Here is a 25,592-nt window from a genome sequence, read left to right as displayed (position 1 = left end):
TGAACTCAGGGGCTGGACTCATGTGCCGCGCTTACGTGCTGAACGAGTGTTTAACCAAGGTGCTGAACGACTGTTTAACACCCGCCGTTCGAGCGCGTCAAGCACAATGACGGGCATGACTGCCACGCCTCGCCGAATGGGCGCCGAGAACTCCAAGACTCGCCTGCTGCTGCTCGACACCGCACAGCGCCTGATGCTGGAGGAGGGGTACGCGGCCGTCGGCGTACGGCGCGTGGCGCGCGAGGCCGAGGTGGCGCCGGCCCTGGTCCTCTACTACTTCCGGACGCTCGACGACCTGTTCCTCGCCATGCTGAGGCGTCGCGCGGACAAGGAACTGGAGCGCGCCGAGCGGCTGCTGAGCGGACCGCAGCCGCTGCGGGCGCTGTGGCGGCTCAGCAGCCATCCGGGCAACGCCCTGACCACGGAGTTCGCGGCCCTCGCCAATCACCGCAAGGAGATCCGCGCCGAACTGGCCGCGATCTCGGAGCGCTATCGCGAAGTCCAGCTCGAAGCCCTCACGCGCGGCCTCGAACAGGCGGGCACCCGGCTGCCGGCCGGGATGTCCCCGGCCGTACTGCTCGTACTCACCAACGCCGTCGGCCGCAACCTGATGATGGAGCGGGCCCTGGGCATGACGACCCGGCACGTGGAGGCCCTCGCCTTCGTGGAGCAGGTGCTCCACGAGTACGAGGGCGACCCCGCGCGGGCCGCCGGACAGTGAGGCTCCGTCAGGTCCCCTCACCCGAGGGCTTGCGGCCGCCGAGCCCCCGCCAGCGCCGCCGCAGTTCGTGCGCGGCCGCCTTGGGCTTGCGGTCGCGGGTGAAGACGCCCTTGCGATTGCCGTCGACGCGGTGGATGCCGTGGGAGGTCTGGAAGTCGGCGAAGTTCCACACGTGTTCGCCCACGACCGCTTCGATCCGGTCGAACGCCCGGTGGTTCGCGGCCAGATAGGCCGCCTGGTACTCCTCCGTCCAGGGCTGGTCCCACACCGAGTGCAGACCGGGCATGGTGTCCGCGCCGTACTCGCTGAGGATGAGCGGCTTGCCGAACCTTTCGGCCCAGCCTCGCAGATCGCCTTCCATGTACTGCTCGGCCGCAGCGAGGTCGCCGGTCGCGACGTACCAGCCGTAGTAGCGGTTGATGCACAGCACGTCGAAGAGGTCGGCGATGCGGTCGTTGTCCGAGGTCGCGAACATCACGGCGGCGTAGGTGACGGGGCGCGTGGCGTCGAGCTTGCGGGTCAGCTCCACGAGCGGTTCGAAGTACTCACGCGCGCCTTCCTCGTTGGAGGCCGGCTCGTTGGCGATGCACCACATGACCACGCTGGGGTGGTTCTTGTCCCGGGCGATCAGCTCGCGGATCGCCTGCGCGTGGGCGGCGCGGGTCTCGTCGTTGAAGGTGTCGGGTGAGAAGGTCGGCCGCGGCGGGGTGCCGAGCAGTCCGGCCTCCACCATCAGGTTGAGGCCGACGGCCGCCGTCTCGTCGATGACGACGATGCCGTGCCGGTCGGCGAAGTCCATCACCTCTTCCGCGTACGGATAGTGGGAGGTACGGAAGGAGTTGGCGCCGGTCCACTCCATGAGCTGGAAATCGTGCACGAGGTAGGCGTCGTCGTGCCCCTTGCCCCGTACGGCGGTGTCCTCGTGCTTGCCGAAGCCGGCGAAGTAGAACGGTTCGCCGTTGATCAGGAACTGGGTGCCGCGAACCTCGACGGTACGTACGCCGAACGACTCGGTGTAGGTGTCGAGGACCGCTCCCGAGTCGTCGACCACCTCCGCGACGAGCTCGTAGAGGTATGCCGCACCGGGACGCCAGGGCGTCGCGTTCTCGACTCGTACACTGCCGCTCGCCCCTTCGGACGCGGCGACCTCCGTGCCCGCCGCGTCCAGGATCCGTACGCGCACGGTGGCGGGCGCGCTGGTCTCCACCTCGTACTCCACCGTGCCGATGGTGTCGTCGAGGCCGGTCACGACGGTGATGTCCGCGATGTGGAGGGGTGGCAGGCTGTGCAGCCACACGGAACGGGCCAGCCCTGCGTAGTTGTAGAAGTCGTGCAGGTACGTCTGCTTGCGGCGGCCGTCCTGGGCGACGGTGATGGAGCCCGGCGGAATGGTCGTGTTGGTGAGCTCGTTGCTGACGCCGACGGTCAGCCGGAACTCGCCGCCCGCGCTGACGTGCTCGGTGATGTCGGCCTCGAACGGCGTGTATCCGCCGACGTGTTCGGCCACCAGGACGTCGTCGACGTACACCTTCCCCTCATGCGTGGCGGCGTCGAGGCGCAGCAGCACGCGCTCGCCCGACCAGCCGCGCGGGACGCGGACATGGCGCTGGTACCAGACCCAGCCGACATGGTCGCGGATGGCGCTGTCGGTGAACTGGTCGTTGTAGCTGGCGGGTACCGCTGCTTCGAGCGGGGTGTCGAGCGGTCCGGTCCAGGGTTGGTCGCCGACGGCGGCGGAGGTGGCGAACCGCCACAGGCCGTCCAGGCTGACCTGCTCACGGGTGGCGGTGGGGCGGGGCTTCAGCATGGGATCTCTTTCTGTACGGCGGTGGCGACGGGATTGGCCGTCGACATGGCCAACCGCCACGTCAAGTGATATGAGCTGGATTGCGCAGTTGATGGGGATGGGTGGGGAGGTCAGTGATGGGTCATGCCACGCAGTCGGAGGCCCGCGGGCGGATCCTCGAGGCCTGTGCGGTGGCGTTCGCCGGGTCCGGTGTTCAGGGCGCCTCGACGGGGGAGGTCGCGCGTCGCGCCGGCGTGAGCCAAGCGGCTCTGATGCGCCATTTCCCGCGCAAGGAGGACCTGTTGCTCGGGATACTCGAGCTGCGCGACCGGCGCTGCACCTCGTTCCTCCAGTCCGCCGAAGCGCTCGACGCGGCGGCGCGTCCGCTGCAGGCGCTGCGCGGCATGCTCGCCGTACTCGCGGACAACGAACGGCAGCCCGGGCTCGTCGAGTTGCACTGCGTCCTGTCGGCCGAGGCGGCGCAGACCGGCCACCCGGCGCAGCCTTCTACGCCGAGCGCTATCGCGGGCTCCACCGGTTCTACGCGACGGTCTTCCGCGCGCCGGCCGAGCGTCACGAACTGTCCTCGTCCTTGCCGCCGGGGGGGGCCACGATGGCCGTCTCGCTGGTCAACGGGGTGCAGCAGCAGTGGCTCTTCGACCGGGAGGCGGTGAACGTGGAGCGCACGATCCGCAGGTTCCTGATGTCGGTGGTCCCTGGGCTGGCGGAGTGAGCCGGTCGGGCGGTCGCGGCTCACGCCACCTCCTCCCGACCCGCGGCCGCGAGGCGTTGGCGTTCCACGCGGCGCCGGCGCTGTTCGACCGGATCGGCGACGGGCGCGGCGAGCAACAGCTGTCGCGTGTAAGGGTGTTCCGGCGTCGAGGTGACCCTACCGGCCGGCCCGGTCTCGACGATCTCGCCGCTGCGGATCACGCTCACGCGGTGGCTGACGTGCCGGATGACGGCCAGGTCGTGCGAGATGAACAGATAGGCGACCGACGTCCGGCGCTGGATGTCGACGAGCAGGTCGAGGATCCGGGCCTGGGTGGACAGGTCGAGCGCGGAGACCGGTTCGTCGCAGACGATGAGCCGCGGCGCGGGCGCCAGCGCACGGGCGATCGCGACGCGCTGGCGCTGGCCGCCGCTGAACTCGCGCGGCAGCCGCTCGGCGGCGTCCTTCGGCAACCCCACCTGGTCGAGCAGGCCGCCGACCTGGGCCCTCGCCTCACGTGCGGTCACGCCCTGCACCACCAGCGGTTCGCTGAGGATGTCGCCGATGGTGAGGGACGGATTGAGCGAGCTGTACGGGTCCTGGAAGACGACCTGCAGGTCGCGGGCGAGCGCACGGCGCTCCTTGCCCGCGGCGTGGGTGATGTCCTTGCCCTGGAAGCGCACCGTGCCACCGCTCGGCGCGGTGAGGCCGAGCACAGCGCGGCCGATGGTCGTCTTGCCCGACCCGGACTCGCCGACGAGCCCGACGGTCTCGCCCTCCCCCACGGTCAGCGACACCCCGTGCAGCACCTCGTGGGCTCGCGCGCGAAAGCCCCGTCCGGGAAAGGAGATGCGCAACTCACGTATGTCCAACAGGTTTTCCGCAGTCATCGCAGCTCCGTTCCGAGCGCATCCGCGGTGGCGACCGGCTGATCGCTGCGCAGTGTGTCCTCGTCGAGAATGGAATCGAGGAGCATCCGGGTGTACGGATGCCGGGGCTCGCGGAACAGGTCCTCGGTGGCGCCGGTCTCGACGACGGTGCCCTTCTGCATCACGGCCACCCGGTCGCAGATGTCGGCGACCACACCGAAGTTGTGGGTGACCATGAGCACCGCCATGTTCAGTTCCTTCTGCAGATCGCGCAGCAGGTCGAGGATCTCCGCCTGCACGGTCACATCGAGCGCGGTGGTGGGTTCGTCGGCGATCAGGAGCAGTGGCCGGCTCGCGACGGCGCCCGCGATCAGGACGCGTTGCGCCATTCCGCCGGATATCTGGTGCGGATACGAGCGGAAAGTGCGCTCGGGGTCGGGGATGCCGACCTTGCGCAACAGCGCGAGCACCGTGTCCCGGGCTTCCTTGCGCGACAGGGGCGACTCGGCGGCGGCGCGCACGCCTTCGACGAGCTGAGCGCCGATGGTGCAGGACGGGTCGAGGTTGGACATGGGTTCCTGCGGTACGTACGCGATGGAGGTGCCGCGTACGGCGCGCAGTTCGGCCTCGCGCAGGCCGAGCAGCTCACGGCCGTCGAGCCGGATCGAGCCCTGCGTCACGACCGCTTCCGCGGGCAGGACACCGAGGACGGCGAAGGCGGTCTGGGTCTTGCCGGAGCCCGATTCGCCGACCAGGCCGACGGTCTCGCCCGCCTCCACGGCCAGGGTGACGCCGCTGACGACCTCCTTCAGGTCGCCGGAGGGCGTCGGATAGGCGAGGGCGAGGTCCTCGACGGTGAGCAGGCCCGTGACCGTATGCCCTGCCGTGCCGGCGTCGGGGCGCTTCTCCGGTGTGGTGATCTTCACCGGCTTGGGGCGGCCACCCTCCAGCGCGTCGCGCAGCGAGTTGCCGAGCAGGACGAGCGCGGCGGTGATGACACCCAGCGAGAGGCTGGGCCACAGGAACTGCAGGGGATCCTGATAGAGATTGCCGAAGCCTTCGGAGATCATCGCGCCGAAGCTGGGCACCGTGCTCTCGCCGACGCCGAGGAACGCGAGTCCCGACTGCACGGCGATGGACGATCCGGCGAGGAACGCGGTGGCGATGATGACCGGTCCGCGGACCACTGTGAACACATGGCGGCGCAGGATGCGCCGGTCGGGCAGGCCGGAGACGCGAGCGGCGTCCACGTACAGCTCGTTCTTGACGCCGACGACGAGATTGCGCACGAGCCGGTAGATCCCCGGTGAGAGCAGCACGCCGAAGATGACCATCGTGACCCGGAAGTCGCCCTTGGTCACCGGCATCAGGACGATGAGCAGGAGCAGTCCGGGGAACGTCATGATCAGGCTGAACACCCACTCGGTGACACCTCGCACCCGCCGCCCGAAGTACCCGCCGACGAGTCCGAAGGTGACACCGATGACGAGGGCGATGCTCGCACCGATCAGGGCGGAGACCACGCTGGTGTTGATGGAGTGCAGGAGCCGCGTGAAGATGTCGCGGCCGCTCTTGTCGCCGCCGAGCAGATAGCCGTGCTCACCCACGCCGGCGTTGACCGCGTCGAGGTCGACCGCGTTGGCACCGTGATCGGTGAGAAGCGGGGTGAGCAGACCGAGCAGGACGACGACGAGCAGCACGCTCGCGCTGATGACGGCCTGTGGATCCTTGAGGAGTTTGCGCAGCGCGGATCGGCGGTGCACGGTGCGGGCCGGGGCCGCTTGAGACGGTGCCGTACTCAACTGACCATCCTCGCCTTCGGGTTGAGCCAGCCGTTGACCAGGTCGACGACGAGGTTGACGCACACCACGAGCAGCACACCGAAGAGGCTGATGCCCATGATGATCGGGACGTCGCCCTGCAAGGAGGCGTTGAACGCGTACTGGCCGAAGCCCGGCAGTGCGAAGACCTGCTCGATGATCAGCGCACCGCCCAGCATCTGGATGAACTCCAGGGACAGCACGGTCAGCGCGGGACCCGCCGCGTTGCGCAGCGCGTGCCGCAGCACGATCGACCGGGTCGGAATGCCGCGGGTGCGCAGGGTGCGTACGTAGTCCTTGCGTAGTTCACCGATCATCGCGCCGCGGATCTGGGCGGTCAGGCTCGCGATGCCGCCCATCATCAGAGCGGCCACGGGGATGGCGATGCTGCTCGCCCAGCGTCCGGGGTCCTCGGAGAAGGGGGTGTAGCCGGTGGCCGGGAAGACATCCAGCTCGATGGCGAATATGTAGACGAGGGCGATGGCGATCAGCAGGTTCGGGATGAGGTACCCGGCCATCGAGGCGCCTTGGGCGATCCGGTCGACGGCGCCGCCGCGCGAGGCGGCGAGCACCCCGAGCACCACGCTGATCACGCAGGTGATGAGGAGCGCGACGACGACGACGGACAGGGTGACGCCGAGCCGTGCGGTGATGGCCGAGCGGACGGGTTCGCTGGTGAAGTAGGAGAGCCCGAAGTCTCCGGTGACGGCGTGCCAGAGCCACTCGGCGTACTGGGTGAACAATGGCCGGTCGAGGCCCATTTGGGACTTCTGGGCGGCGATGGCCTCCGGTGTGGCTCCGGTGCCGACGAGGCTGCTCGCCACGTCGTCGAAGGAGAGACTCAGAAGCAGAAACGTGATCATGGTCACCAGGACCGCGAGCACCAGGCCCGCGCTCAGGCGACGCACTACGTAGAGGATCATCTCGGCGGCTCGTTTCGGTGGACTAGTCGGCCACGCCGAACTGCCGGACGGTCGAGAACGTCGAGGCACCGTCGCCGAGATAGGTGATGCCCTTCTTGGTGGCCCAGTCGCTGCCGATGTAGAAGAGGGGCGCCTGCCAGGCGTTCTCGACCCCGAACTTGTTGATCTGCTTGTAGATACCGGCGGCCTTGGCCGGGTCGAGCTCCTTGTCGGCCTGCCGCAGGAGCTTGGTCAACTCCGGGTCGGTGGAGCCGAACACGTTGCGGAAGCCGGTCGGACCGTAGAAGTTGCGGGTCTCGATGGGAGTGGTGTTGAGCCCGTCCACGACCAGGAACATCGCGTACTTCCGCGACAGCAGGGCCGAGACGCTCTGCTGCGCCGGGATCGGCTCCCACTTCACCTTGATGCCGATGTCACCGAGCGCCTGGGTGATCGCGGGCTCGTTCTGCTTGGTGTAGAAGAGGCTGGGCATCGTGACCGAGAAGCCGTTCGCGTAACCGGCCTCGGCGAGCAGCTTCTTCGCTCCGGCCGGATCGTAGGCGTAGGCCTTCTCCAGCGCGGGGTCGTAGGCCTGGCCCTGTGGGTTGTACAGCTGCCGGGTCGCCTTGCCGGAGCCCTGGAGCAGCTGCTTGACCATCTTCTCCCGGTCGAAGGCCATGTTGATGGCCTTGCGGACCCGTACGTCACCGAGCGCCTTCAGCTTGCTTCCGCCGCGGTCGGCGAGGATCAGACTGGCGCCCGCGGTCGCCTGCACGTGCTTGACGTCGAAGCCCGCCGCCTTGATGGTGTCGATCTGCGAGACGTCCACCGTGCCCACGTTGGTCTCGCCGGCCTTGAGGGCGTTGGCCACCGCGGTCGGGTCGGCGATCACCCGGATCTTGACGGTCCTGAAGGGGTAGAGCTCCTTGTTCCAGTAGTCCTCGCGCCGGTTGAGCACGTAGACGGAGCCGTTCACCGTCGCCTTCTTGTCGAGGGTGTACGGACCGGACCCCACGGGGTTCAGGGCGGCGGCTTTGGTCGTCATGGTCTTCGGGTCGCCGATGACGCCGGCCTGCGAGGACAGCGACCACAGCAGGGAGCCGTCGGGCTGCCGGAGCTTGAGCACCACCGTGGAGGCGTCGGGCGCCTCGACCGAGGAGACCGCGGCGAGGGCCGCCTGCCCCTGGCCCGGGGTCTTGCGGATGTGCTCCATGGTGGCCTTCACCGCGGCGGAGTCGACCACGGCGCCCGAACTGAACTTCATGCCCGTACGCAGCTTGAGCGTGAGCGTCCGCGCGTCCTTGGAGTACTCCCAGCTCTGTGCGGCCCCGGGCTGCAGCTCTCCCTTGTTGTCCTGGATCAGGAGCGTGTCGAAGACCGAGTTCCAGACGTAGGTCTGCTGCCCCTCGACGAGCTGTGCGGGGTCGAACGAGTTGGGCGTACCGAAGATCGACAGCGCAAGCGTCTTGTCGGCGGCGGAGGGCGACGACGCGTCGGTGGGCTGGCTGTCGCACGCCGTGACGGCGAGGAGCGCGGCTGCGGCTCCGAGTGCGGCGGCGGTCCGGGTGTGCGGTCGGGTCCGGTTGTTCGGCCGGGTCGGGGAGTGCAGGGGGCGAATGCGCATGGGTGGATTCCTTCGTCCGGGAACCGAGAAGCAGAGAAACCTGCGTGAGTACGTCAGTGCCATGCGTGAAGTCGGGAACGTAGCTGTGAGTGGGGGCGCTTCGGGAAGCTGCGGAACCGCCGAAGCCGCGACCGAGCCAACTGTTACCACACGGTTGGTTTTCATTGGGAAGATAGGGCGCGGTGACCAGCACAGGAAGAGCGCGGTTCAGCTTCGTAATCAGAGCGTGACCTGACTGAACGTCAGAAACGGGGTCTCTTGCCTTTCTGACTCCCGCTGGGGACACTCCGGTCAGCCGCCCAAATCCGACCACGTGGTAACCGCCGGGCGGGAAAGGACATGCGCTGTGACCGAGGCCAAGTCCCGTGGGCCGTACGCCAAGACGGCGGCCCGGCGGGCCAAGATCATCCGCGCGGCACGCGACAGTTTCGCGGAGCACGGCTACAGCCAGGCCTCCCTGCGCGATATCGCCGAGCGGGCCGGCATCACCCACGCCGGACTGCTGCACCACTTCCGCAACAAGGACGAGCTCCTTGCCGAGGTGCTTGCCGACCGGGACTCCGAGGAGTGGCAGCACGGCCTGGCGCAGGTCAGCGAGATGGACCAGCTGGCGCCGTACCTCGGCGATCTGCTGCGACAGCACCAGAAGTCCCCTGAGCTGATGCGGCTGTGGATCGAGCTGGCCGCGGCCGCCTCGCGCCCGGACCATCCGGCGCACGACTACTTCGCCGAACGCTACGACCGGGTGCGCACCCAGCTCGGGGCCGGCATGCGGGAGCGGGCGGAGCTCGGCAAGCTGCACGAAGACCTGCCGCCCGAGCACACGACGGTGCTCCTCCAGGCCGTGCTCAATGGCCTCCAACTGCAGTGGCTGCTCGACCAGAACCTCGACATCGTCGGACCGCTCGGGTCGTTTCTGCGCCTGGCGTTCGGCAGTGACCCGGCATCCGGCACCGACCCGACAGGAGAAACCGACACGTGAACCCGGCCGTCACCGGCACCTTGGCAGTACAGCTCTACAGCGTGCACGAAGCCCTGGCGGCCGACCGGCCGGGCACCCTGAAACGCCTGGCCGACCTCGGCTACCGCTACGTCGAGCCCTTCGCACTCGGCTTCTGGAACACCCCGGCCGACGAACTCGCCTCCGCCGCCGGTGCGTTGCGCGACGATCTGGATGCCGTCGGGCTGGCGGTCAGCTCCGTGCACACCTCGGTCTCCGCGCACGAACAGCGCGGCCTGGTCGAGATGTGCCGCACCCTCGGCACCGACACCGCGTTCGTGCCCATCCCGTTTCTCGTCGAGGGGTTCGAGGGTCAGCGTTTCGAGGACCGCGACGCCGTGGCTCTGTTCGCGGACCGGCTCAACGCGGCGGCGCGCGAGGTGGCCGGGTCCGGGATCCGGCTCGGCTACCACAACCACCACCTCGAATGGGAGCAACTCCCGGACGGAGCGCGGGCCTTCGACGTGCTGTGGGAACTGCTCGACCCCGACGTGCTCGCCGAGGTGGACCTCTACTGGGCCGCCGTGGCCGGCCAGGACCCGGCCGAGGTGGTCGAGCGCCTTGGTGAACGCGCGGTCGCCGCCCACGTCAAGGACGGTCCGGCCCGCCCGGACACTCCACAGACACCGCTCGGCACCGGCGACGTCGACTACGCGGCAGCGCTGCGCGCGGGCCGGCACCTGCGCTGGCACATCACGGAGATCGACGACACCGAGGGCGACCGGTTCGAGTTGCTCGCCACCAACCGCCGGACGCTCCTCGACGGCGGTCTCACCGCAGCCTGAAAACCCCCTGGCGGGCTACTCGCCCTGCCCAGGGCCGATCACCGTCTGCATGAAGATCTCCAGCAGCCGCAGCATGTCGCGAGACGGGTCGAGCAGCGCCTGCATCCGCAGACCGTCCATCATCGCGAGCACCATGACGACCTTGTCGTCAGCGGTCAGGTCCGGGCTGTCGTGCGCGGTGTTCAGCGGGCCGCTGCGAAACCGCGTCCGCATCCGCTCGCGCCGCCCGGCGAAGAACTCGTGCGCGGGGTGGGCCGGGTTGGTCGCCGCGATCGCCAGCGCGAGCCAGTTGCGCTGATACTCCGGGTCCTCGAACTCGTCGGTGAGCACCGCTCCCAGTACGGCCGACCCCGCCGTGCCCGCGACGAGGATCCGTGCCGCCTGCTCCTCCTCGTCCGCCTCCCGCTGCGCGAGCGCGGCAAGGAGCAGTTCCTCCTTGCCGGAGAAGTGACGCAGGAGCGCCGCGTGCGTCACTCCTGCCCGCGCCGCGATGTCCCGTAGCGAGGCGCGCTCATAGCCATGTTCGGCGAAACCCGCGAGCGCCGCGCGCGCGATCTGCGAGCGCCGCGCGGGCGTCGTCGCGTACGGACCGCGACGACGGGTGCTCGGGGTCGAACTCATGCTGTCTCCTGCGCCTTGGAGGTCTCTTGCGGTCGGGGTCTTGCCATCCGCAGACCCGGGAGTTTAATCTCCCCGAAATGTTGCCACGATGGTTACATTCCAATGAACCGCCGGATTGCGCAGCCGCCCGCCGAAAATCCGCGACCTCTCCTCCCACGCGCTCCGCCGCAGCTCGACCCGTACGCCCCCTGCGCCCTTCTCCTCGCGCACCCTCCCTCCGCCCACGGCACCACCGCACCCGAAGGACCCGATATGCCCGACGACGCCCGCTTCCTCTGGGGAGCCGCCACCGCCCCGCACCAGATCGAGGGCAACAACATCAACAGCGACTGGTGGACGCGCGAAGGACAGGTGCCGGGCCTTGAGCGCAGCGGCGACGCCTGCGACAGCTATCACCGTTACGAGGAGGACATGCGCCTGCTCGCCGACGCCGGCCTGAACGCGTACCGCTTCGGTGTGGAATGGGCGCGGATCGAGCCGGTCCCCGGTGAGTTCTCGCGGGCCGAGCTCGCGCACTACCGCCGGATGATCGACACCGCGCTCGGGCTCGGCCTCGCGCCGGTGATCACCCTGCATCACTTCACCAACCCCCGCTGGTTCGCCGAGGAGGGTGGCTGGCTCGGCGAGCGCGCGGTCGACCGCTTCACCGCCTACGTCGAGCGCGTGACCGAGATCCTCGGCGACGTCCCGTACGTCGCGACCATGAACGAGCCCAACATGCTCGCGATGATGATGACCATGGAGCAGCAGATGCTCCAGCGGCAACAGTCCGACCTGTGGCAGAGCCCGACGGTCGACAACGACTTCCGCCCGCAGCTGCCGGCCCCGGACACGTCGATCGGCGACGCCCTCGTCAAGGCACACCACGCGGTCCGCGACATCGTGCGCACCAACACCGACGCGGCCGTCGGCTGGACAGTGGCCAACCGGGCCTTCGCCGCCCGCCCGGGCGCGGAGGAGAAGCTCGCCGAGCTGCAGTACGTCTGGGAGGACCTGTACCTGGAGGCCTCGCGCGGCGACGACTTCGTCGGTGTCCAGTCGTACTCGAGCCAGTGGGTCGGCAATGGCGGCATCGAGCCGCATCCGCAGCTGCCCGACAACACTCAAGTCGGTACGGCGTACCGGCCCGACGCGCTCGGCATGGCCGTGCGGCACACCTGGGACGTCACGGGCGGAATCCCGGTCGTAGTGACCGAGAACGGCATTGCCACCGACGACGACACCCGCCGCATCGCCTATACGCAGGAGGCCCTCCAGCACCTGTTCGCGGCGGTGGACGACGGCATCGACGTGCGTGGCTACACGCACTGGACCGCCCTGGACAACTTCGAGTGGGGGCACTGGGGTCCGACGTTCGGCCTGATCGCCGTGGACCGGGAAACCTTCGAGCGGCGCCCGAAGCCGAGCCTCGCCTGGCTCGGTGACGTGGCCCGCCGCGGCCGACCCTGAGCATCGCCGCCCACTGTACGGGCGCGGGGCGAACACCTCACCCTGCGCCCGCCTTCTCCCTCCCCCACACACACTTTGAGCTGCTGCCGCACTGACGTACTGACGTACTGACGACGGAGTCACCGTGCCCGAAGGATCCCTGTCCGCCGAGGCGGACGCAGCGCCGAGATCACAGCCGCCCGCCGCCCCGGCCGAGCCGGCCCACGAGCGTTCCGGGCCGCCGCTCTTCCTCGTCGGCGGCAGCGTTCTCGGCCTCCTCGCCCTGGCCGGTATCGCCGTGGCGCCGAACCTTCTCCTGATCGAGGTCGGCTGGGTGCTCGCGATGCTGGGGTGGGCGACGGCCTCCCAGGCGATCCTCACCGTCCAGGCCGACCGCATCCCCGAGGAACAGCGCGGCAAGGTCTCCGGCCTGACGGGTCTGACCGGTGCACGAGGAGTACCTCTAGGACGGCACCTTCCACTGGGGCGAATGGTGTGAGCCCAGGAAGCGCTGCGTGGACGGCACGCCCATCAATCCCGTGGCCGCCGATCCCACGGCCTGGTTCATGGCCGACAAGGGCGAGGTCGGCACCGCGTACCTCTACCGGTCGGTCCACACGCTCGCCGCCACCGCCGGTGTGCTGGGCAAGAACGACGCGGCGCTCCCTTACGGCGGGCTCGCCGAGCGGATCAGGGACCCTGAAGTACCGAGTTCCTGGACGCCGAAGGCCGTACGACCGCAGGAACACAGGCCGGTTACGTGCGCGCCCTGGCCTTCGACCTCGTACCGGCGGGGCTGCGCGACGCGGCCGCGCGGACCTGGTCGCGCTGATCCGCACGGCCGGCGGCCACCTCGACACGGGCTTTCTGTCCACCGCCGACCTGCTGCCCGTACTGGCGGACGCCGGATACGCCGACATCGCGTACGCCGTGCTGACCCAGCGCTCCGATCCGTCCTGGCTCACCATGCTCGACCGCGGCGCCACCACCGTCTGGGAGGACTGGGACGGCGTCGACGAGGCGGGCAACGCGACCGCCTCACTGAACCACTACAGCAAGGGCGCGGTCGTCCGGTTCCTGCACACGCACACTCTCGGCCTGCGCCGAACGCCAGGCTCGGTGGACTGGGAGTCGCTCGTCGTAGCCCCGTCCCGGGCGCCCAACTCATCTGGGTATCCGGCACGTTCGACGGACCTCAGGGGACCATCGCCGTCGACTGGTCGGTCGACGGGGACACGTTCTGGATCGACGTCACGGTGCCCCCGGGTTCGACGGCCAGCGTCGTCCTGCCCGACGGCACCTCACTGCGTGCCGGACCCGGCCACCTGCACGGCGAGTGCGAGCTCCCGCCCGCATCCCCTCCGCAGCCCGTCCACCACCACACCATCGAAGGAGCACCTCATGCCCATGCCTGACGTCTCGACCCGCTCGCTCGACGATCTCGTTTCCCTCCACGGCCGCACGACCGTGGTGACCGGCGCAGGGCGCGGCCTCGGCAAGGCGATAGCCGCGCGGCTCGCGGAGGCCGGTGCCCACGTGCTCGTGGCGGACGTCGACGGCGCGCTCGCGAAGACCGCCGCCGCAGACCTCGCGCACCGTCATGACGCCGAAATCGTGGGCGTCGAAATGGACGTGACGGACTCGGACAGCGTGCGCGAGGCAGCGGATCTGGCCGTCGAACGCTGGGGCCGCCTCGATGCCTGGGTCAACAACGCCGGAGTCTTTCCGTACATCCCGATCGCGCAGATGGACGACGCGGCCTGGGACACCGTCTTCGCGGTGAATGCCCGGGGGACACTCGCCGGCACACGGGAAGCCGCCCGGGTCATGACCGCAGGCGGGCACGGCGGAGTGATCGTCAACATCTGCTCCACCGCGGGGTTCGAGGGCACCGCCCCCGGCATGGGCGCGTACGTGGCATCGAAGCACGCCGTACGGGGCCTCACCCGGCAGAGCGCCCTGGAGCTGGCGCCGCACGGGATCCGCGTGCTCGGCGTCGCCCCCAGCTACGTCCCGACGGAGGGCAACACCCTCGCAGCCGGCGACGGCCCGGTCGAACCCGACGCGATGCCGCTGATGATGACCAGCCCGGTGGGTCGCATCGGCACCCCGGACGACATCGCCCGCGTCGCCTTCTTCTGCGTCAGCGACCTGTCGATGTTCATGACCGGCAGCACCCTGCTCGCTGACGGCGGCACGACGGCCTGACCCCACCGCCCCGATCAGCGAGGATCACCGATGACCGCCAACGCCCGATTTCTGTGGGGAGCTTCCTCCGCGCCGCATCAGGTGGAGGGCAACAACGTGAACAGCGACTGGTGGGCCCGCGAGGGCCTGATCCCGGGCCTGGAGCGCAGCGGCGATGCCTGCGACAGCTACCACCGCTACGCGCAGGACATGCACCTGCTCGCCGACGCCGGCCTCAACGCCTACCGCTTCGGCGTCGAATGGGCCCGGATCGAGCCGGAGCCCGGCCACTTCTCACGGGCTCAGCTCGCCCACTACCGCCGCATGATCGACACCGCGCTCCGTCTCGGTCTCAGCCCCGTCATCACGCTGCACCACTTCTCCAGTCCCCGCTGGTTCGGCGAGGAGGGCGGCTGGCTCGGCGAACGCGCGGTGGACCGCTTCGTCTCGTACGTGGAGCAGGTCAGCGCAATCCTCGAGGGAGTACCGTACGTGGCCACCCTCAACGAGCCCAACATGCTGGCCATGATGCTCACCATCGAGCGCCGGATGCTCGCGAACCTCGGCGGCGGGACGGACGGCTCCGTCCTCTCGGACAACGTACGACCCGAACTGCCCACCCCAGACCCGGAAATCGGCGCGGCCCTCATCAAGGCGCACCACGCGGCCCGCGCGGTGGTGCGCGCGAACACCGGAGCGGCCGTGGGCTGGACGCTCGCGAACCGCGCTTTCGCGGCGCGGCCCGGGGCCGAGGAGCGTCTCCGCGAGGTGCACCACGTCTGGGAGGGCCTGTATCTGGAGGCCTCTCGCGACGACGACTTCGTCGGCGTCCAGTCGTACTCCAGCGAGTGGGTCGGATCCGACGGCATCGAGCCCCATCCGCCGCACCCGGACAACACTCAGGTCGGCACGGCATACCGGCCCGATGCACTCGGCATGGCGGTGCGTCAGGTCTGGGACGCCACCGGCGGGGTGCCGATTCTCGTCACCGAGAACAGCATCGCCGCCGCCGACGACGCCCGCCGGGTCGCGTACACCGACGAGGCGCTGCGCCATCTGTTCGCGGCGGTGGACGACGGCATCGACGTGCGGGGATATCTGCACTGGAGCGTGCTCGACAACTACCGCTGGGGATCGTGGAAGGCGAAGCAGGGACTGATCGCCTTCGATCCCACGACCTTCGAGCGCATCCCGAAGCCGAGCCTCGCGTGGTTGGGGAGGGTGGCGCGGCGCGGGCGTCCGTGATCGAGGCGGCGCTCCCGCGGCGTTCGGCGGGCTGCCCTCAACGCGGGCTTGAGCCGTTGGAGACCTCGGCTTCGGCAGCCGGGACGGCAGTGGCGGCCGGCTCCGGCTGGGCGGCGGGTGTGAGCCGGTCGCCCAGTTCGGAGAGGTCGTACGCCTGACGCGCCAGCCAGAAGCGCAGGAAGCCGGTGAGCGAGTAGCGCAGGTACAGCACCCCGCCCACCACCGCGCACACCACTGCGGTCAGGCCGATGGCGAGGGCGTCGCGCTGGGCCAGTGGATCCTCGCTCGCATGGGCGAGAGGGTAGGTCAGCGCGCCGAGGACCAGTCCGGCCAGGAGCAGAATGCCTCCGATGCGCAGCCACAAGGTGTGGCGTGCGGCGGCCGGGTCGGGGATCTTCAGGGCGGCCAGGTCGCGGGCGAACCGGTCGGCTCGGGAGGAGAGTTGGGGACGGTCCGCGTGGGTGAGGGTGGGCGGCTGTGTCGTGGTGTCGGTGGTCGGCGTCATGCCGCGCTCCCCAGGTAGTAGGAGGACAGTTCGGCGTGCAGGGAGCTGTCGGGGTGGCCCTGCCACTGGATGCGGCCGCGCACGAGGACGGCCGCATGGTCGGCGATCTTCAGGACGGAGGCGGCGAACTGCTCGACGACGAGCACTGCCACGCCCTGGCGGGCCAGTTCGGCGACGTGCTCGTACAACTCGGCGACGACGACCGGCGCCAGGCCCATGGAGAGTTCGTCGAGGAGCAGGACGGCCGGGTCGGTGGCGAGGCCCCGGGCGAGCGCGAGCATCTGCTGCTGCCCACCGGACAGGGTGCCTGCTGCCTGCTTCGCGCGTTCGCCGAGAATCGGGAAGCGGCTGTAGGCGAGTTCCTCGATCTCCGCCAGGCCGCGCCCGCTGAAGGTCATCATGCGGAGGTTGTCGCGTACGGAGAGGTTGGGGAAGATGCCCCGGCCCTCCGGGATGAGGCAGACGCCGGTCCGGGCGAGGTCACGCGGGCGGGCGCCGGTGGCGTCGCGGCCGCCGAGGCGCAGGGTGCCCGCCGAGGGGTGGTGCGCCCCGGCGGCGACGTTGAGCGTGGTGGTCTTGCCGGCGCCGTTCGGGCCGAGCAGGGCCACGACCTGGCCGGCGGCGACAGTCAGGTCCACGCCGTGGAGCACGGTGATGCGGTCGTACGCCGCCTGGATGCCGCGCAGTTCGAGCAGCGGGGGCGGGATGCCTTCTGCCACCGGCCGCAGCGCTGGGCTCTCGGTCATGTGCTCACGCCTCCCCGAGGTAGGCCGCCAGGACCGTCTGGTCCTGCTGTATTTCCTCGGGCGTGCCGTGGGCGACGACTTTGCCGAGGTCGAGTACGTACATCTCGTCGCAGACGCTCATCACGAGGCTCATGTCGTGCTCGACGAGGACCACGGCGCGCCCCTCGCCCGCGACGTCGCGCAGCAGTGCCGCGAAGCGCCGGGTCTCCTCGGCGTCCTGGCCCGCGGCCGGTTCGTCGAGGAGCAGCACCCGTGGCCGGCCGGCCAGCGCCCGGCCGACTTCGAGGAGCCGGGCGGCCCCGGTGGGCAGGGCGTCGGAGAGGGTGGCGGCGTCCGCGGTGAGGCCGATGCGTTCCAGGATCTGGTCGGCGACGCGGTCGGCCTCGCGGCGCCGCGGGCCGAGTTCGGCCGCGACGCGCAGATTGTCGCGGACGCTGAGCCGGCCGAAGAGTTCGAGGCGCTGGAAGGTGCGGGCCATGCCTTTGCGGGCCCGCTGAGCCGGGGTGCGCCGGGTGATGTCCCGGCCGTCGAGGCGTACCTGCCCCGCCTGGGGTCGGCGCAGTCCGGAGACGACGTCGAACAGGGTTGACTTTCCTGCACCGTTGGGCCCGATGAGCCCCGTGATCCGGCCTGCCTCGGCGGCGAATCCGGTGCCGTCGAGCGCCCGTTTCCCGCCGAACGCGACGGTCACGTCACTTGCTTCCAGCAAGGCCACGCGCGATCACCTCCCGGTCCTCGGTCCGCCAGGGGCGCCGCAGGCCCCACCACTCCACGGGGTCGGGCACGGGCCGTGGGCCTTCGAGGCGCGCGGTGGCGCGGATGCGCAGCGCGGTGCCGACCGCCACGGCGGTGAGCAGGAACATCGCGCCGCCGATCAGGTCGCTCGCGTACAGGGCCCAGAGCACGGCGAGCACGCCACCGGTGACGGGCAGAAGCAGCCGGTCGCGCGCGAGCGGTGTCCACTCGGCCCTGAAGCGCGGAGCGATGCCGCCCGGGCTGTGCGCGAGTCCCATCCCGGCCAGGGCGATCATGAGGGTGGAGACGTCGTGCGCCCAGTCCCCGAAGTGCCCGAGCAGATGCGGTGGCGCCACGAAGGCGATGCCCGTGAACAGTCCGGTGCCGACCGCGCCGAGTCCGCCGATCACCGCGACCAGGAAGATCGGCAGGTTGGCAACGAGGTTGAACTGCTCGGCGGTGACAGTGCGTTGCTGCATCCCGTAGAGCGCGCCACCCAGACCGGCGATCGCCGCGGACAGGGCGAACACCAGGACCTTCGAGGCGAGCGGGCGGCCGCCGAGGGTCGCGTACGCGGTTTCGCTGTCGCGCAGCGCGATCAGGCTCCGGCCGAAGCTGCCTCGCCGCAGCCACGCCACGGCGAGGGAGGCGAGCGCGAGGAACACGGCGGCGAGCAGCAGGAGTTCGGTGTCGGAGTCGAGCCGCCATCCGAACAGGTTCGGTCCCGCCGCTTCAACGGACCCTTGGTCGAACAGCGCGATACGGACGCCGAGGATCTCGAACGACGGGAGGGTGAACACCCAGCGGTCGAGGATCACGGCGAAGGCGGCGGTGCCGAGGGCCAGGTAGATGCCGGACAGGCGCAGGGCCGGAATGGCGATCAGCGCACCGACGATGCCGGCGACGAGGACGGCGACGGGCAGCGCCCACAACTGCCCCTGTGCTCCCAGGTGTCCCCACACCACGGCTCCGATTCCTGCGATGCTCAGCTGGCACAGGGAGATCTGGCCCGCGTACCCCGCGAGCGGTACGTAGGAGAGCGCGACGATGCCGAGCGAGAAGATCGGCCCGTACGAGATGAGGCCCTCCTCGTCGAGGACGGTCACCAGGAACACCGCGAACAGCACGACGCTCGCGGCGAAGACGCCGCTGCCGCGCGCGGTCGGCAGCGGCACACGGACCAGGCGTCGGTCGCGGCCGCGCAGCCGGCGGTGCGGGAACAGCAGCAGCGCGAGGAAGAGCAGCAGGGCGGGGGCGGCGAGCCGCAGTCCGGGGAGGTAGTCGTTCTGCGGCAGGTAGCCGGTGAGATAACTCTCCAGGCAGCCGACGACGAGCGCCCCGAGGAAGGTGAGCGGGAGGCTGCGCAGCCGGCCGAAGACCGCTGCGGTGTACGCGCTGACGATGAGCAGCGACAGCTGCGCGGCGTCGAGGGCGACGGTCGGGGCGATCAGGATGCCGCCGAGGGCGGCGAGTTGGGTGCTGAGAATCCAGGCGAGGCGGCTGGCGCGCTGCGGGGAGGCGCCCGCGAGGGACGCGAGCGCGCGGTCGTCGACGCAGGCGCGCATCTCGGTACCGGCGCGGGTGCGGTTGAGGAGCAGCCACAGCCCGACGGCGACCAGTGCGGCCACTGCCAGGGTGAGCAGCTGGTGCCCCGTGATCGCGGCGAGACCCAGCTTGATGGCCGGTTCGTCCGCGAAGAACGGGCGCAGCGGGCGTGCGGTGTTGGGGTCCCAGACCCAGCGGGCCAGCGCGATCGCCCCGGTGAGCAGGGCGACCGTCATCACCAGGCGCTCCGCCTCGCCGAGCGCCTGCACCGGTCGCATCAGGACCCGCTCGACGAACAGGCCGAAGGCCGGTGCGAGGACGAGCAGGACGACGGCCAGGGCGACGGGTACCGGCCAGCCCCAGCCGAACGCCAGTTGCCAGTAGGCGAACGCGGAGAGCATGCCGGACGCGCCGTGTGCGAAGTTGAAGACTCCGGCGGTGGTGTAGGTGAGGACCAGGCCGCTGCCGACGACCGCGTAGATCGCGGCCGTCGTCAGGCCGACCACACCGAAGGTGAGGAACTGTTCCATCACGCGCCCGTCCGAATCCGGGCACCCGGCGGTACAGGTGTCGGTGTCACGGGGTCTCCTCCTCGGGGATACCGGCGGGCGCGGCGCCTGCTCGGCGGCGCCACGCGGATGACCAGCGGCCAGTACGGATGTACGAGCCAGGTCAAGTGGCACCGTCGGCCGGTCACTTCAGGTCGTCCATCGACTTGCCGACATCGGTGAGCCGCGCCGGTGCGCCGTACTTGCCCTTGTACTTCACGACGGGCGCGTCACAGCGGTACGGGCCGTTGTCGGGCTTGAAGTCGGCGGGCTTCCAGCCCTTGGGCGTGGTCTCGACGATCGTGTAGCACTTGGACGGGACGTCCTGCTTGCTCACGTCGAACGGTGCCTGGATGCCGCCGGCGGTCCACTCGGTCTGCTTCAGCGCGTTCTCGTAGACGCACTTGCGGGTGAGCTCTGCACAGTCGCGGGCCGCGGTGGCGAAGAGCAGCCAGGCGGAGAAGGACCGCAGCGCGGGATAGGTGACGGGCTTGCCCGGCGCGTACTTCTCGAAGAGTGCCTTGACCTGCTTGATGGCCTCGCTGTCGGAGCCCGTCTCCAGCGGGTGGGTGGCGAACAGCTCCGCGTAGTTGTGCTGGGTCCGGAGTGCCGCGCCGGCCAGGTCGATGAAGTTCTGGTTGTACGAGTTGCTGTTGGAGTCGATCCAGTCCGGGGCGTAGCCGATGCTGGTCAGCGCCTGCTCCAACTTGGCGAGCTGGTCGAACTGCCCCAGGAAGACCAGGCCTTTGACCTTCTTGTTCTTGATGGCCTGGGCGTACGGGGTCCAGTCGGCTACTCCGGCGGTCGGATAGAGGTCGGAGTAGGAGACCTTGCCGCCGAGCGTGGCGATGGACTCCTCGAACTGTGCTCCGATCACCTTGGTCACCGGGCTGTCGCCGGAGATGATGCCGACATCCTGGGCCGAGGAGGGGAACTTCTCCTTCAGGAGCCAGTTGTAGAACCCGCCGTACTGGAAGTGCGCCGAATACGGTCCGGCGGACATCACCTGCAGGTCGGAGCCGATGCTGGGGGCGAGCGACGACTGGGCGGGGAAGGCGGGGAGCAGACAGCCGAGGCGGTCCTTGACGGCCATGCCGTCGAGGGCGGCGCTGCCGCCGACCAGGGCGAAGTCCTCCTTGCAGGCCTGCTGCATGCGCTGGCGGACTTCCATGAGCTTCGCGTCGCGGACGACGGGCACGAGCTTGCGGCCGTTGATGCCACCGAGTTCATTGCACCAGGAGGTGAACGCCTTGGCCGTGTCGGGCATCTCGGAATTCTTGTTGAAGCCCATGTCGGTGAAGACGCCGACCTTGATCTCCTTGTCGGTCACGCCCTGGGCGGTGCCGGGCTTGGCATCGCCCTTGCCGCACACGTCCTTCAGGGTGCCGAAGCCGGCGCCTTGGACCGACGGTACCTTCTGGGTGGCGTCCCGGGTCTCCTCGGGTTCACTGCCGGTCGAGCCCGAGCGGGTGGAACAGCCGGCGAGCAGCACCGCGAGCACGGTGACCACGCCTATGAGCAGCCTTCTCAAGGGGTCCTCCTCGGGGAATCGGACGCCGGTGTCCGCTGGAGCACGGCCGGATCGTACGAGGGGTCAACCGCGACGGAAACTACATTCTCGATTTGGGTAAGGCAACTACTCGCACACGAGAACCTGACACGAGTTCAGGTGGTTGCACTTCGGATGCGAAGCACCCGGGACGCCTGCAGTATTAACGTTCTCCCTCATTGAGAGTAGCGTTCTCGTCATGAGCGAACCGAAGAGCACGGCCGCGTACCGCGTGGTGCAGTGGGCGACGGGGAACATCGGGAGCCGCACCCTGCGCGCGGCGGTTGAGCACCCCCGCCTCGGCGTCGTCGGGGTCCTGGTGCACAGCGCCGCCAAATCCGGCCGCGACGCCGGGGAGCTGTGCGGTCTCGCGCCGCTCGGCGTACGCGCCACCACCGATCTGGACGACGTCCTCGCGCTGAAGCCGGACTGCGTGCTGTACACACCGCGCGAGCTGGGCCCGGACGACGTGTGCACGCTGCTCGCGGCGGGGATCAACGTCGTCGCCACGCGCACCGATTTCCACTACCCGGACGCGATGGAGGAGCCGCTGCGGCGCAGTGTCGAGGCGGCTTGCGCCGAGGGCGGCGCCAGCATCCACAGCACAGGCAGCAGCCCCGGCTTCGTCACGGAGGCCCTGCCGTTCGTCCTCGCGTCGCTGCAACGGCGCCTCGATGGGCTGCTGATCGAGGAGTTCGCCGACCTGTCGCGGCGCGACTCCCCCGGGCTGCTCTTCGACGTGATGGGGTTCGGCGGCCGCGAGGGGACGTTCGACGAGCAGCGGCTCGCGTCGCTGCGCGCGAGCTTCGGACCGTCGTTGCGCCTGGTGGCCGACACCCTCGGGCTGCCGGTCGAACAGTCCCAGGCCCAGGGCGAGTTCGCGTACGCGCGGGAGCGCACGTCGATCGCGGCCGGGATTCTGGAGGCGGGCACGGTCGCAGCGCAGCGGATCACGGTCGCCTGGCTGAACCGCGGGAATCCCGTCCTCCGGTTCCGGGCCACCTGGTACTGCACGACCGATCTCGACCGGTCCTGGGACCTGCGGGACACGGGCTGGCGCCTGACGGTCGACGGCGACGCCCCGCTCGACGTGACCATCCGCTTTCCCGTGGCCGCCGAGGACGCGGCCGCCGTCTATCCCTCGTACACCGCCAACCGCGCGGTCAACGCGGTGCCGTGGGTGTGCGAGGCGCCGGCGGGCATACGGACCACCGCGGATCTGCCGCAGATCGTGCCGCTGCTGACGTGAGCTGCCCGACCTGGCCTGGCCGTGCAGCGCGTCGGCCTGTCAGCCACGCGCGGCCAGCTCCGCGAGCAGGCTGCGCGTGCGGCGGGCCGAGGTGCGGCGGCTGTCGCGGTCGGGGCCGACGGGCACGATGTGTGCCCACAGGTCGGTCGCGCCCGCGTCGGCCAGGGCCGCCAACTGACCTCGTACGGAATCCTCGTCTCCGATCACCGCCGCCCCGGCCGGTGACGTCTTGCCGCCGATCTCCAGGATCCGGCGGTAGTTCGGGAGACCGTCGTACGACACCGCCGTGGCCGCCGCCGCGGTACGCGCCTCGTCGGGGTCGTGGTGCACGGTAACCGGTAGCCCGGCGACGATGCGCGGGGCAGGGCGGCCCGCGGACGCCGCGGCTTTGTGCAGGCGGGGCACGATGTGGGCGTCGATGGCCTCGGCCGTCGCCATCCACAGCACCACCCCGTCCGCGTACTCCCCCGCCACGCGCAGCAGCCGCGGTCCGAGCGCCGCGAGCAGGACCGGCACGCCTCCGGCAGGCAGCCCCGCCGGCGCGGAGGCGTGCGCAGACCAGTGCTCGCCGGTGAGGTCGGCCTGCTCGCCGCGCAACAGCGCCGTGAGGATGCGCAGATACTCCTCGGTGGCGGCGCCCACTCCCTCGTACGACAGACCCAGCGCCCCCTCCACATACGGCCGGTGCGACGGTCCGATGCCGAGCGTGAAGCCCGGTCTGCCCATGGCGTACGGGACGGAGGCCGCACGGCTCGCCTGCAGTACCGGGTGGCACGGGTAGGTCTGGACGACCGCCGTGCCGAGCTCGATGGCGGTGGTGGCGCGTCCCGCGACCGCCATGGCGGCCAGCGGGTCGCCCGCCACGGCGCTGGCGTACCAGAGTGCGTGGAAGCCGTCGCGTTCCGCTTCCTCGGCCTGGCGCACGATGCCGTCGATGGTGGCGGCGCCTCCGGTCAGACCGATCCGCATCTCCGTGCCCCCCTCACCACCGTGTCACCGGTGTCTGTCCCGAGTCGTCCTCGGCGGTCAGCGGCCTGCGATAGGACAGGTCGTCGCGGTCGCGGGTGCCTTTGACGAAGCCTTGTTCCTTGAAGAAGGGCGTACGCAGGACGGACGCGTCGGCGGACAGCGCGAGGTCGACCGTGCATCGGCGTACGGCGATGCGCCAGGTGCCGTCGCGGCGCTCCAGGCGGTCGAGGTAGCGGCCGCTCATCAGCTGCGCGGTCCTGCCGTCGTGCGAGAGGAGCCCGACGAGCACGTAGCTCTCGCAGTGCGCGGTGTCACCGTCCTCGTCGATCTCGCAGAGGTGCGTGGTGATGTTGTGGGTGTGCAACATGATCCACGCCAAGTCGGCCGAGCGCCCACTGTGCGTACACGGGACCGGAGTTGACCGTCGCGCCGTGCTCGTCGACACCGTCCTGGTGGTACGCGGCCGTGAGCAGATCCGCGTCGAACCGGTCGTGTCCGCGGGCGTGTCGGGCGACGCAGTCCAGGATCTCCTGCCGGTCGTTCAGGTGGCGGACCTGGCGCTCGAGCCGCGCCAGGCGCTCCTCGTCGCCGCTCATGCGGTCACCGGCTCCTCGCCCGCGAAGGTGATGCGCCGCAACAGTCGCAGGGAGGTCGGATCATAGGGCAGGGCGCGGTGCAGCATGCCGGTGTTGTCCCACAGCACGAGGTCGCCGGGGTGCCAGCTGTGGCGCAGGGTGAAGCGCTCCTGCGTCGCGAAGCCGAGCAACCGGTCGAGGAGTTCACGGCTCTCCTTCTCCGTCATGCCGACGATCCGCTCGGCCGTGGCGCCGATCAGGAGCGAGGTGCGGCCGTCGCGGTGCGTCCACACCAGGGGGTGCTCGCGGCTGGGGATCCGGTCCCAGGCGGCCCGCTCCTTCGGCGAGGGATCGGGGTTCACGAGAAGCTGAGCGGCGGCGAAGCTGTGCACCACCCGCAGGTCCGCCAGCTGCTTGCGTTCGTCCTCGGGCAGGGCCCGCCAGGCAGCGTAGGTGTTGGCGAACTCGGTGTCGCCGCCCTCGTCCGCGACCTGCCGGGCGAGCAGAACGGTGGCCTTCTGCGGGGTCTCGTCGCGGGTGCCGTCGATGTGCCAGAAGAAGGTGCCGCGGCGCACCTCGGCCAGTTGGCTCTTGGCCGGATCGAGGGTGATCGTGTCGATCTCCGGATGGGCCGCGTCACCGCCCATCGGCGGGACGACGGCCTGACCCAACTGCCCGCCCAGCGCCGAGAAATCATCATCGCTGAGATCGGCTTCGCGGCAGACGACCACACCGCGCTCGGCAAGGGCGGTACGCAGCGCGGCCACCGCGTCGGGTTCGAGGAGGCGGGTGCCGGACAGACCGGTGGTCTGCGCGCCGATCTCGGGGGCGATGGGGGTGAAGGCGACGGTCACGGTTCCTCCGGACGGCGGGGGGCGTGCGGGATGGCGGTGGCGGGCAGGTCGTCGTCCAGCTCCAGAGCGAAGGACCGCATGAGGTAGGCGATGGTCTCGTACGCGCCGACGGTGAAGATGAGGTCGATCAACTGCTGTGTGCCGAGGGTCGAGCCGAGTTCGGTCCAGGTCTTCTCGCCGATGGCGCCGTCCCCGACGAGTTCGTCGGCCGCGCGCAGCAGTGCGGCGTCCTGCGGATCCCAGCCGGGTTCGTCGGGGCCGAGGCCGATGCGGCGCACCTCGTCCGCGGTCAGGCCCACGTCGCCGGCCTGGACCACGTGCTGGGACCACTCGTAGGCGCAGTCACGCAGCGCCGATACGCGCAGCACCAGGAGCTCGCGCTGGCGCGGGGTGAGCGTGGTGGCGCGCATGATGTGGCCGTTGAACGTGAGGAAGGCGTGGGCGAGTTCGGGGTGGTGCGCGTAGGTGCCGAGCACGTTCAGGGCCTTGGGGCGGCCCTCGGACACGGGCGCGGGGTGGCGTGGGTTCGGCGGGGTCAGGGAGGCGAGGGCGGCGCGCATCTCGGGAGGCCAGGAACGGACGGGCAGGGGTTCGATACGGGGCACGGGCGGGCTCCT

Annotated in this window: 25 protein-coding genes and 2 pseudogenes; 11 read left to right on the top strand and 16 right to left on the bottom strand. The window is 70.0% G+C overall.

The genetic code is table 11. The features are described from left to right. Positions 1–115 precede the first annotated feature (115 nt). Entirely contained in the window at positions 116–721 is a 606-nt protein-coding gene (locus tag ACZ5XS_RS15875; RefSeq protein ID WP_468651574.1) for a TetR/AcrR family transcriptional regulator, read from the top strand. Between the two features lie 7 nt (positions 722–728). Here the strand turns inward: ACZ5XS_RS15875 and uidA are convergent, their stop codons facing one another. Beyond that, positions 729–2,528 (bottom strand): beta-glucuronidase, encoded by a 1,800-nt coding sequence (gene uidA, locus ACZ5XS_RS15870; RefSeq protein WP_468651572.1) that lies wholly within the window; start codon positions 2,526–2,528, stop codon positions 729–731. 116 nt (positions 2,529–2,644) lie between these two features. On the opposite strand from uidA, the pseudogene ACZ5XS_RS15865 reads away from it, so the two are divergent. Further along, positions 2,645–2,755 (top strand): annotated as a pseudogene (locus ACZ5XS_RS15865) (hypothetical protein); the annotation flags it as partial. 505 nt (positions 2,756–3,260) lie between these two features. Here ACZ5XS_RS15865 and ACZ5XS_RS15860 read toward each other — a convergent pair. The 4 genes from ACZ5XS_RS15860 to ACZ5XS_RS15845 are packed head-to-tail and all read right to left on the bottom strand — an operon-like array spanning position 3,261 to position 8,434. Continuing rightward, positions 3,261–4,109: an ATP-binding cassette domain-containing protein gene (locus ACZ5XS_RS15860; RefSeq protein ID WP_468651570.1), complete on the bottom strand. Its 849-nt coding sequence runs from the start codon at positions 4,107–4,109 to the stop codon at positions 3,261–3,263. Next, a complete protein-coding gene (locus tag ACZ5XS_RS15855) occupies positions 4,106–5,890 on the bottom strand; it encodes a dipeptide/oligopeptide/nickel ABC transporter permease/ATP-binding protein (protein ID WP_468651568.1) in 1,785 nt (594 codons plus the stop codon). Before ACZ5XS_RS15855 ends, ACZ5XS_RS15860 begins: the two co-directional genes overlap by 4 nt. Continuing rightward, a complete protein-coding gene (locus ACZ5XS_RS15850; RefSeq protein ID WP_468651566.1) occupies positions 5,887–6,831 on the bottom strand; it encodes an ABC transporter permease in 945 nt (314 codons plus the stop codon). The genes ACZ5XS_RS15855 and ACZ5XS_RS15850 overlap by 4 nt, the downstream gene beginning before the upstream one ends. A 22-nt stretch (positions 6,832–6,853) precedes the next feature. Further along, positions 6,854–8,434 (bottom strand): ABC transporter substrate-binding protein, encoded by a 1,581-nt coding sequence (locus tag ACZ5XS_RS15845; protein ID WP_468651564.1) that lies wholly within the window; start codon positions 8,432–8,434, stop codon positions 6,854–6,856. A 346-nt stretch (positions 8,435–8,780) separates the two neighbouring features. Here ACZ5XS_RS15845 and ACZ5XS_RS15840 point away from each other — a divergent pair, with 346 nt between their 5' ends. Both ACZ5XS_RS15840 and ACZ5XS_RS15835 read left to right on the top strand, forming a co-directional pair. Beyond that, positions 8,781–9,416 (top strand): TetR/AcrR family transcriptional regulator, encoded by a 636-nt coding sequence (locus ACZ5XS_RS15840; RefSeq protein ID WP_468651562.1) that lies wholly within the window; start codon positions 8,781–8,783, stop codon positions 9,414–9,416. Continuing rightward, the gene (locus ACZ5XS_RS15835) at positions 9,413–10,219 is read left to right on the top strand and encodes a sugar phosphate isomerase/epimerase family protein (RefSeq protein ID WP_468651560.1); all 807 of its coding nucleotides are present in this window, start codon (positions 9,413–9,415) and stop codon (positions 10,217–10,219) included. Before ACZ5XS_RS15840 ends, ACZ5XS_RS15835 begins: the two co-directional genes overlap by 4 nt. A 15-nt stretch (positions 10,220–10,234) precedes the next feature. Here ACZ5XS_RS15835 and ACZ5XS_RS15830 read toward each other — a convergent pair whose 3' ends face one another. Then, positions 10,235–10,840 carry a TetR/AcrR family transcriptional regulator gene (locus ACZ5XS_RS15830; protein ID WP_468651558.1) on the bottom strand — a complete coding sequence of 202 codons (606 nt, stop codon included), beginning with the start codon at positions 10,838–10,840 and terminating at the stop codon, positions 10,235–10,237. 252 nt (positions 10,841–11,092) lie between these two features. On the opposite strand from ACZ5XS_RS15830, the gene ACZ5XS_RS15825 reads away from it, so the two are divergent. The 6 genes and pseudogenes from ACZ5XS_RS15825 to ACZ5XS_RS15800 all read left to right on the top strand — a co-directional run bounded on the left by ACZ5XS_RS15825 (position 11,093) and on the right by ACZ5XS_RS15800 (position 15,700). Continuing rightward, positions 11,093–12,289 (top strand): glycoside hydrolase family 1 protein, encoded by a 1,197-nt coding sequence (locus ACZ5XS_RS15825; protein WP_468651556.1) that lies wholly within the window; start codon positions 11,093–11,095, stop codon positions 12,287–12,289. A 124-nt stretch (positions 12,290–12,413) separates the two neighbouring features. Continuing rightward, positions 12,414–12,767 carry a hypothetical protein gene (locus ACZ5XS_RS15820; protein ID WP_468651555.1) on the top strand — a complete coding sequence of 118 codons (354 nt, stop codon included), beginning with the start codon at positions 12,414–12,416 and terminating at the stop codon, positions 12,765–12,767. Beyond that, a pseudogene (locus ACZ5XS_RS15815) lies at positions 12,764–13,297 on the top strand (alpha-L-rhamnosidase-related protein); the annotation flags it as partial. The gene ACZ5XS_RS15820 and the pseudogene ACZ5XS_RS15815, both read left to right, overlap by 4 nt. Next, positions 13,225–13,683 (top strand): alpha-L-rhamnosidase C-terminal domain-containing protein, encoded by a 459-nt coding sequence (locus tag ACZ5XS_RS15810; protein WP_468651685.1) that lies wholly within the window; start codon positions 13,225–13,227, stop codon positions 13,681–13,683. The pseudogene ACZ5XS_RS15815 and the gene ACZ5XS_RS15810, both read left to right, overlap by 73 nt. Then, on the top strand, positions 13,670–14,476 hold the full coding sequence (locus tag ACZ5XS_RS15805; RefSeq protein WP_468651683.1) for an SDR family NAD(P)-dependent oxidoreductase: 807 nt from the start codon (positions 13,670–13,672) through the stop codon (positions 14,474–14,476). The genes ACZ5XS_RS15810 and ACZ5XS_RS15805 overlap by 14 nt, the downstream gene beginning before the upstream one ends. Positions 14,477–14,506: 30 nt before the next feature. Further along, entirely contained in the window at positions 14,507–15,700 is a 1,194-nt protein-coding gene (locus ACZ5XS_RS15800) for a family 1 glycosylhydrolase (RefSeq protein WP_468651553.1), read from the top strand. Between the two features lie 37 nt (positions 15,701–15,737). On the opposite strand, the gene ACZ5XS_RS15795 is transcribed toward ACZ5XS_RS15800, so the two are convergent. From ACZ5XS_RS15795 to ACZ5XS_RS15775, 5 genes are all read right to left on the bottom strand, one after another. After that, a complete protein-coding gene (locus ACZ5XS_RS15795) occupies positions 15,738–16,205 on the bottom strand; it encodes a hypothetical protein (RefSeq protein WP_468651551.1) in 468 nt (155 codons plus the stop codon). Beyond that, on the bottom strand, positions 16,202–16,951 hold the full coding sequence (locus tag ACZ5XS_RS15790) for an ABC transporter ATP-binding protein (protein WP_468651550.1): 750 nt from the start codon (positions 16,949–16,951) through the stop codon (positions 16,202–16,204). Before ACZ5XS_RS15790 ends, ACZ5XS_RS15795 begins: the two co-directional genes overlap by 4 nt. A 4-nt stretch (positions 16,952–16,955) precedes the next feature. Then, complete coding sequence (locus ACZ5XS_RS15785) at positions 16,956–17,666, bottom strand: ABC transporter ATP-binding protein (protein ID WP_468651548.1); 711 nt, start codon at positions 17,664–17,666, stop codon at positions 16,956–16,958. Next, positions 17,644–19,761 carry a branched-chain amino acid ABC transporter permease gene (locus ACZ5XS_RS15780; protein ID WP_468651546.1) on the bottom strand — a complete coding sequence of 706 codons (2,118 nt, stop codon included), beginning with the start codon at positions 19,759–19,761 and terminating at the stop codon, positions 17,644–17,646. Before ACZ5XS_RS15780 ends, ACZ5XS_RS15785 begins: the two co-directional genes overlap by 23 nt. Positions 19,762–19,924: 163 nt before the next feature. Next, positions 19,925–21,310: an ABC transporter substrate-binding protein gene (locus tag ACZ5XS_RS15775; RefSeq protein WP_468651544.1), complete on the bottom strand. Its 1,386-nt coding sequence runs from the start codon at positions 21,308–21,310 to the stop codon at positions 19,925–19,927. 217 nt (positions 21,311–21,527) lie between these two features. Between ACZ5XS_RS15775 and ACZ5XS_RS15770 the strand changes: the two genes are divergently transcribed. Then, complete coding sequence (locus ACZ5XS_RS15770; RefSeq protein ID WP_468651542.1) at positions 21,528–22,577, top strand: NAD(P)H-dependent amine dehydrogenase family protein; 1,050 nt, start codon at positions 21,528–21,530, stop codon at positions 22,575–22,577. 39 nt (positions 22,578–22,616) lie between these two features. Here ACZ5XS_RS15770 and ACZ5XS_RS15765 read toward each other — a convergent pair whose 3' ends face one another. Genes ACZ5XS_RS15765 through ACZ5XS_RS15745 form a run of 5 tightly spaced genes read right to left on the bottom strand, consistent with a single transcriptional unit; the run spans position 22,617 to position 25,580 of the window. After that, positions 22,617–23,546 carry a TIGR03564 family F420-dependent LLM class oxidoreductase gene (locus tag ACZ5XS_RS15765; protein ID WP_468651540.1) on the bottom strand — a complete coding sequence of 310 codons (930 nt, stop codon included), beginning with the start codon at positions 23,544–23,546 and terminating at the stop codon, positions 22,617–22,619. A gap of 13 nt (positions 23,547–23,559) precedes the next feature. After that, positions 23,560–23,913 (bottom strand): nuclear transport factor 2 family protein, encoded by a 354-nt coding sequence (locus ACZ5XS_RS15760; protein WP_468651538.1) that lies wholly within the window; start codon positions 23,911–23,913, stop codon positions 23,560–23,562. After that, complete coding sequence (locus tag ACZ5XS_RS15755) at positions 23,858–24,142, bottom strand: nuclear transport factor 2 family protein (protein ID WP_468651536.1); 285 nt, start codon at positions 24,140–24,142, stop codon at positions 23,858–23,860. The genes ACZ5XS_RS15760 and ACZ5XS_RS15755 overlap by 56 nt, the downstream gene beginning before the upstream one ends. Continuing rightward, a complete protein-coding gene (locus ACZ5XS_RS15750) occupies positions 24,139–24,975 on the bottom strand; it encodes a TauD/TfdA dioxygenase family protein (protein WP_468651534.1) in 837 nt (278 codons plus the stop codon). Before ACZ5XS_RS15750 ends, ACZ5XS_RS15755 begins: the two co-directional genes overlap by 4 nt. Further along, complete coding sequence (locus tag ACZ5XS_RS15745) at positions 24,972–25,580, bottom strand: carboxymuconolactone decarboxylase family protein (RefSeq protein WP_468651532.1); 609 nt, start codon at positions 25,578–25,580, stop codon at positions 24,972–24,974. Before ACZ5XS_RS15745 ends, ACZ5XS_RS15750 begins: the two co-directional genes overlap by 4 nt. Between the last annotated feature and the right edge of the window lie 12 nt (positions 25,581–25,592).

This window comes from Streptomyces sp. NPDC033131 (genome assembly GCF_055578365.1).
This window is presented reverse-complemented; position numbering and strand designations above follow the sequence as displayed.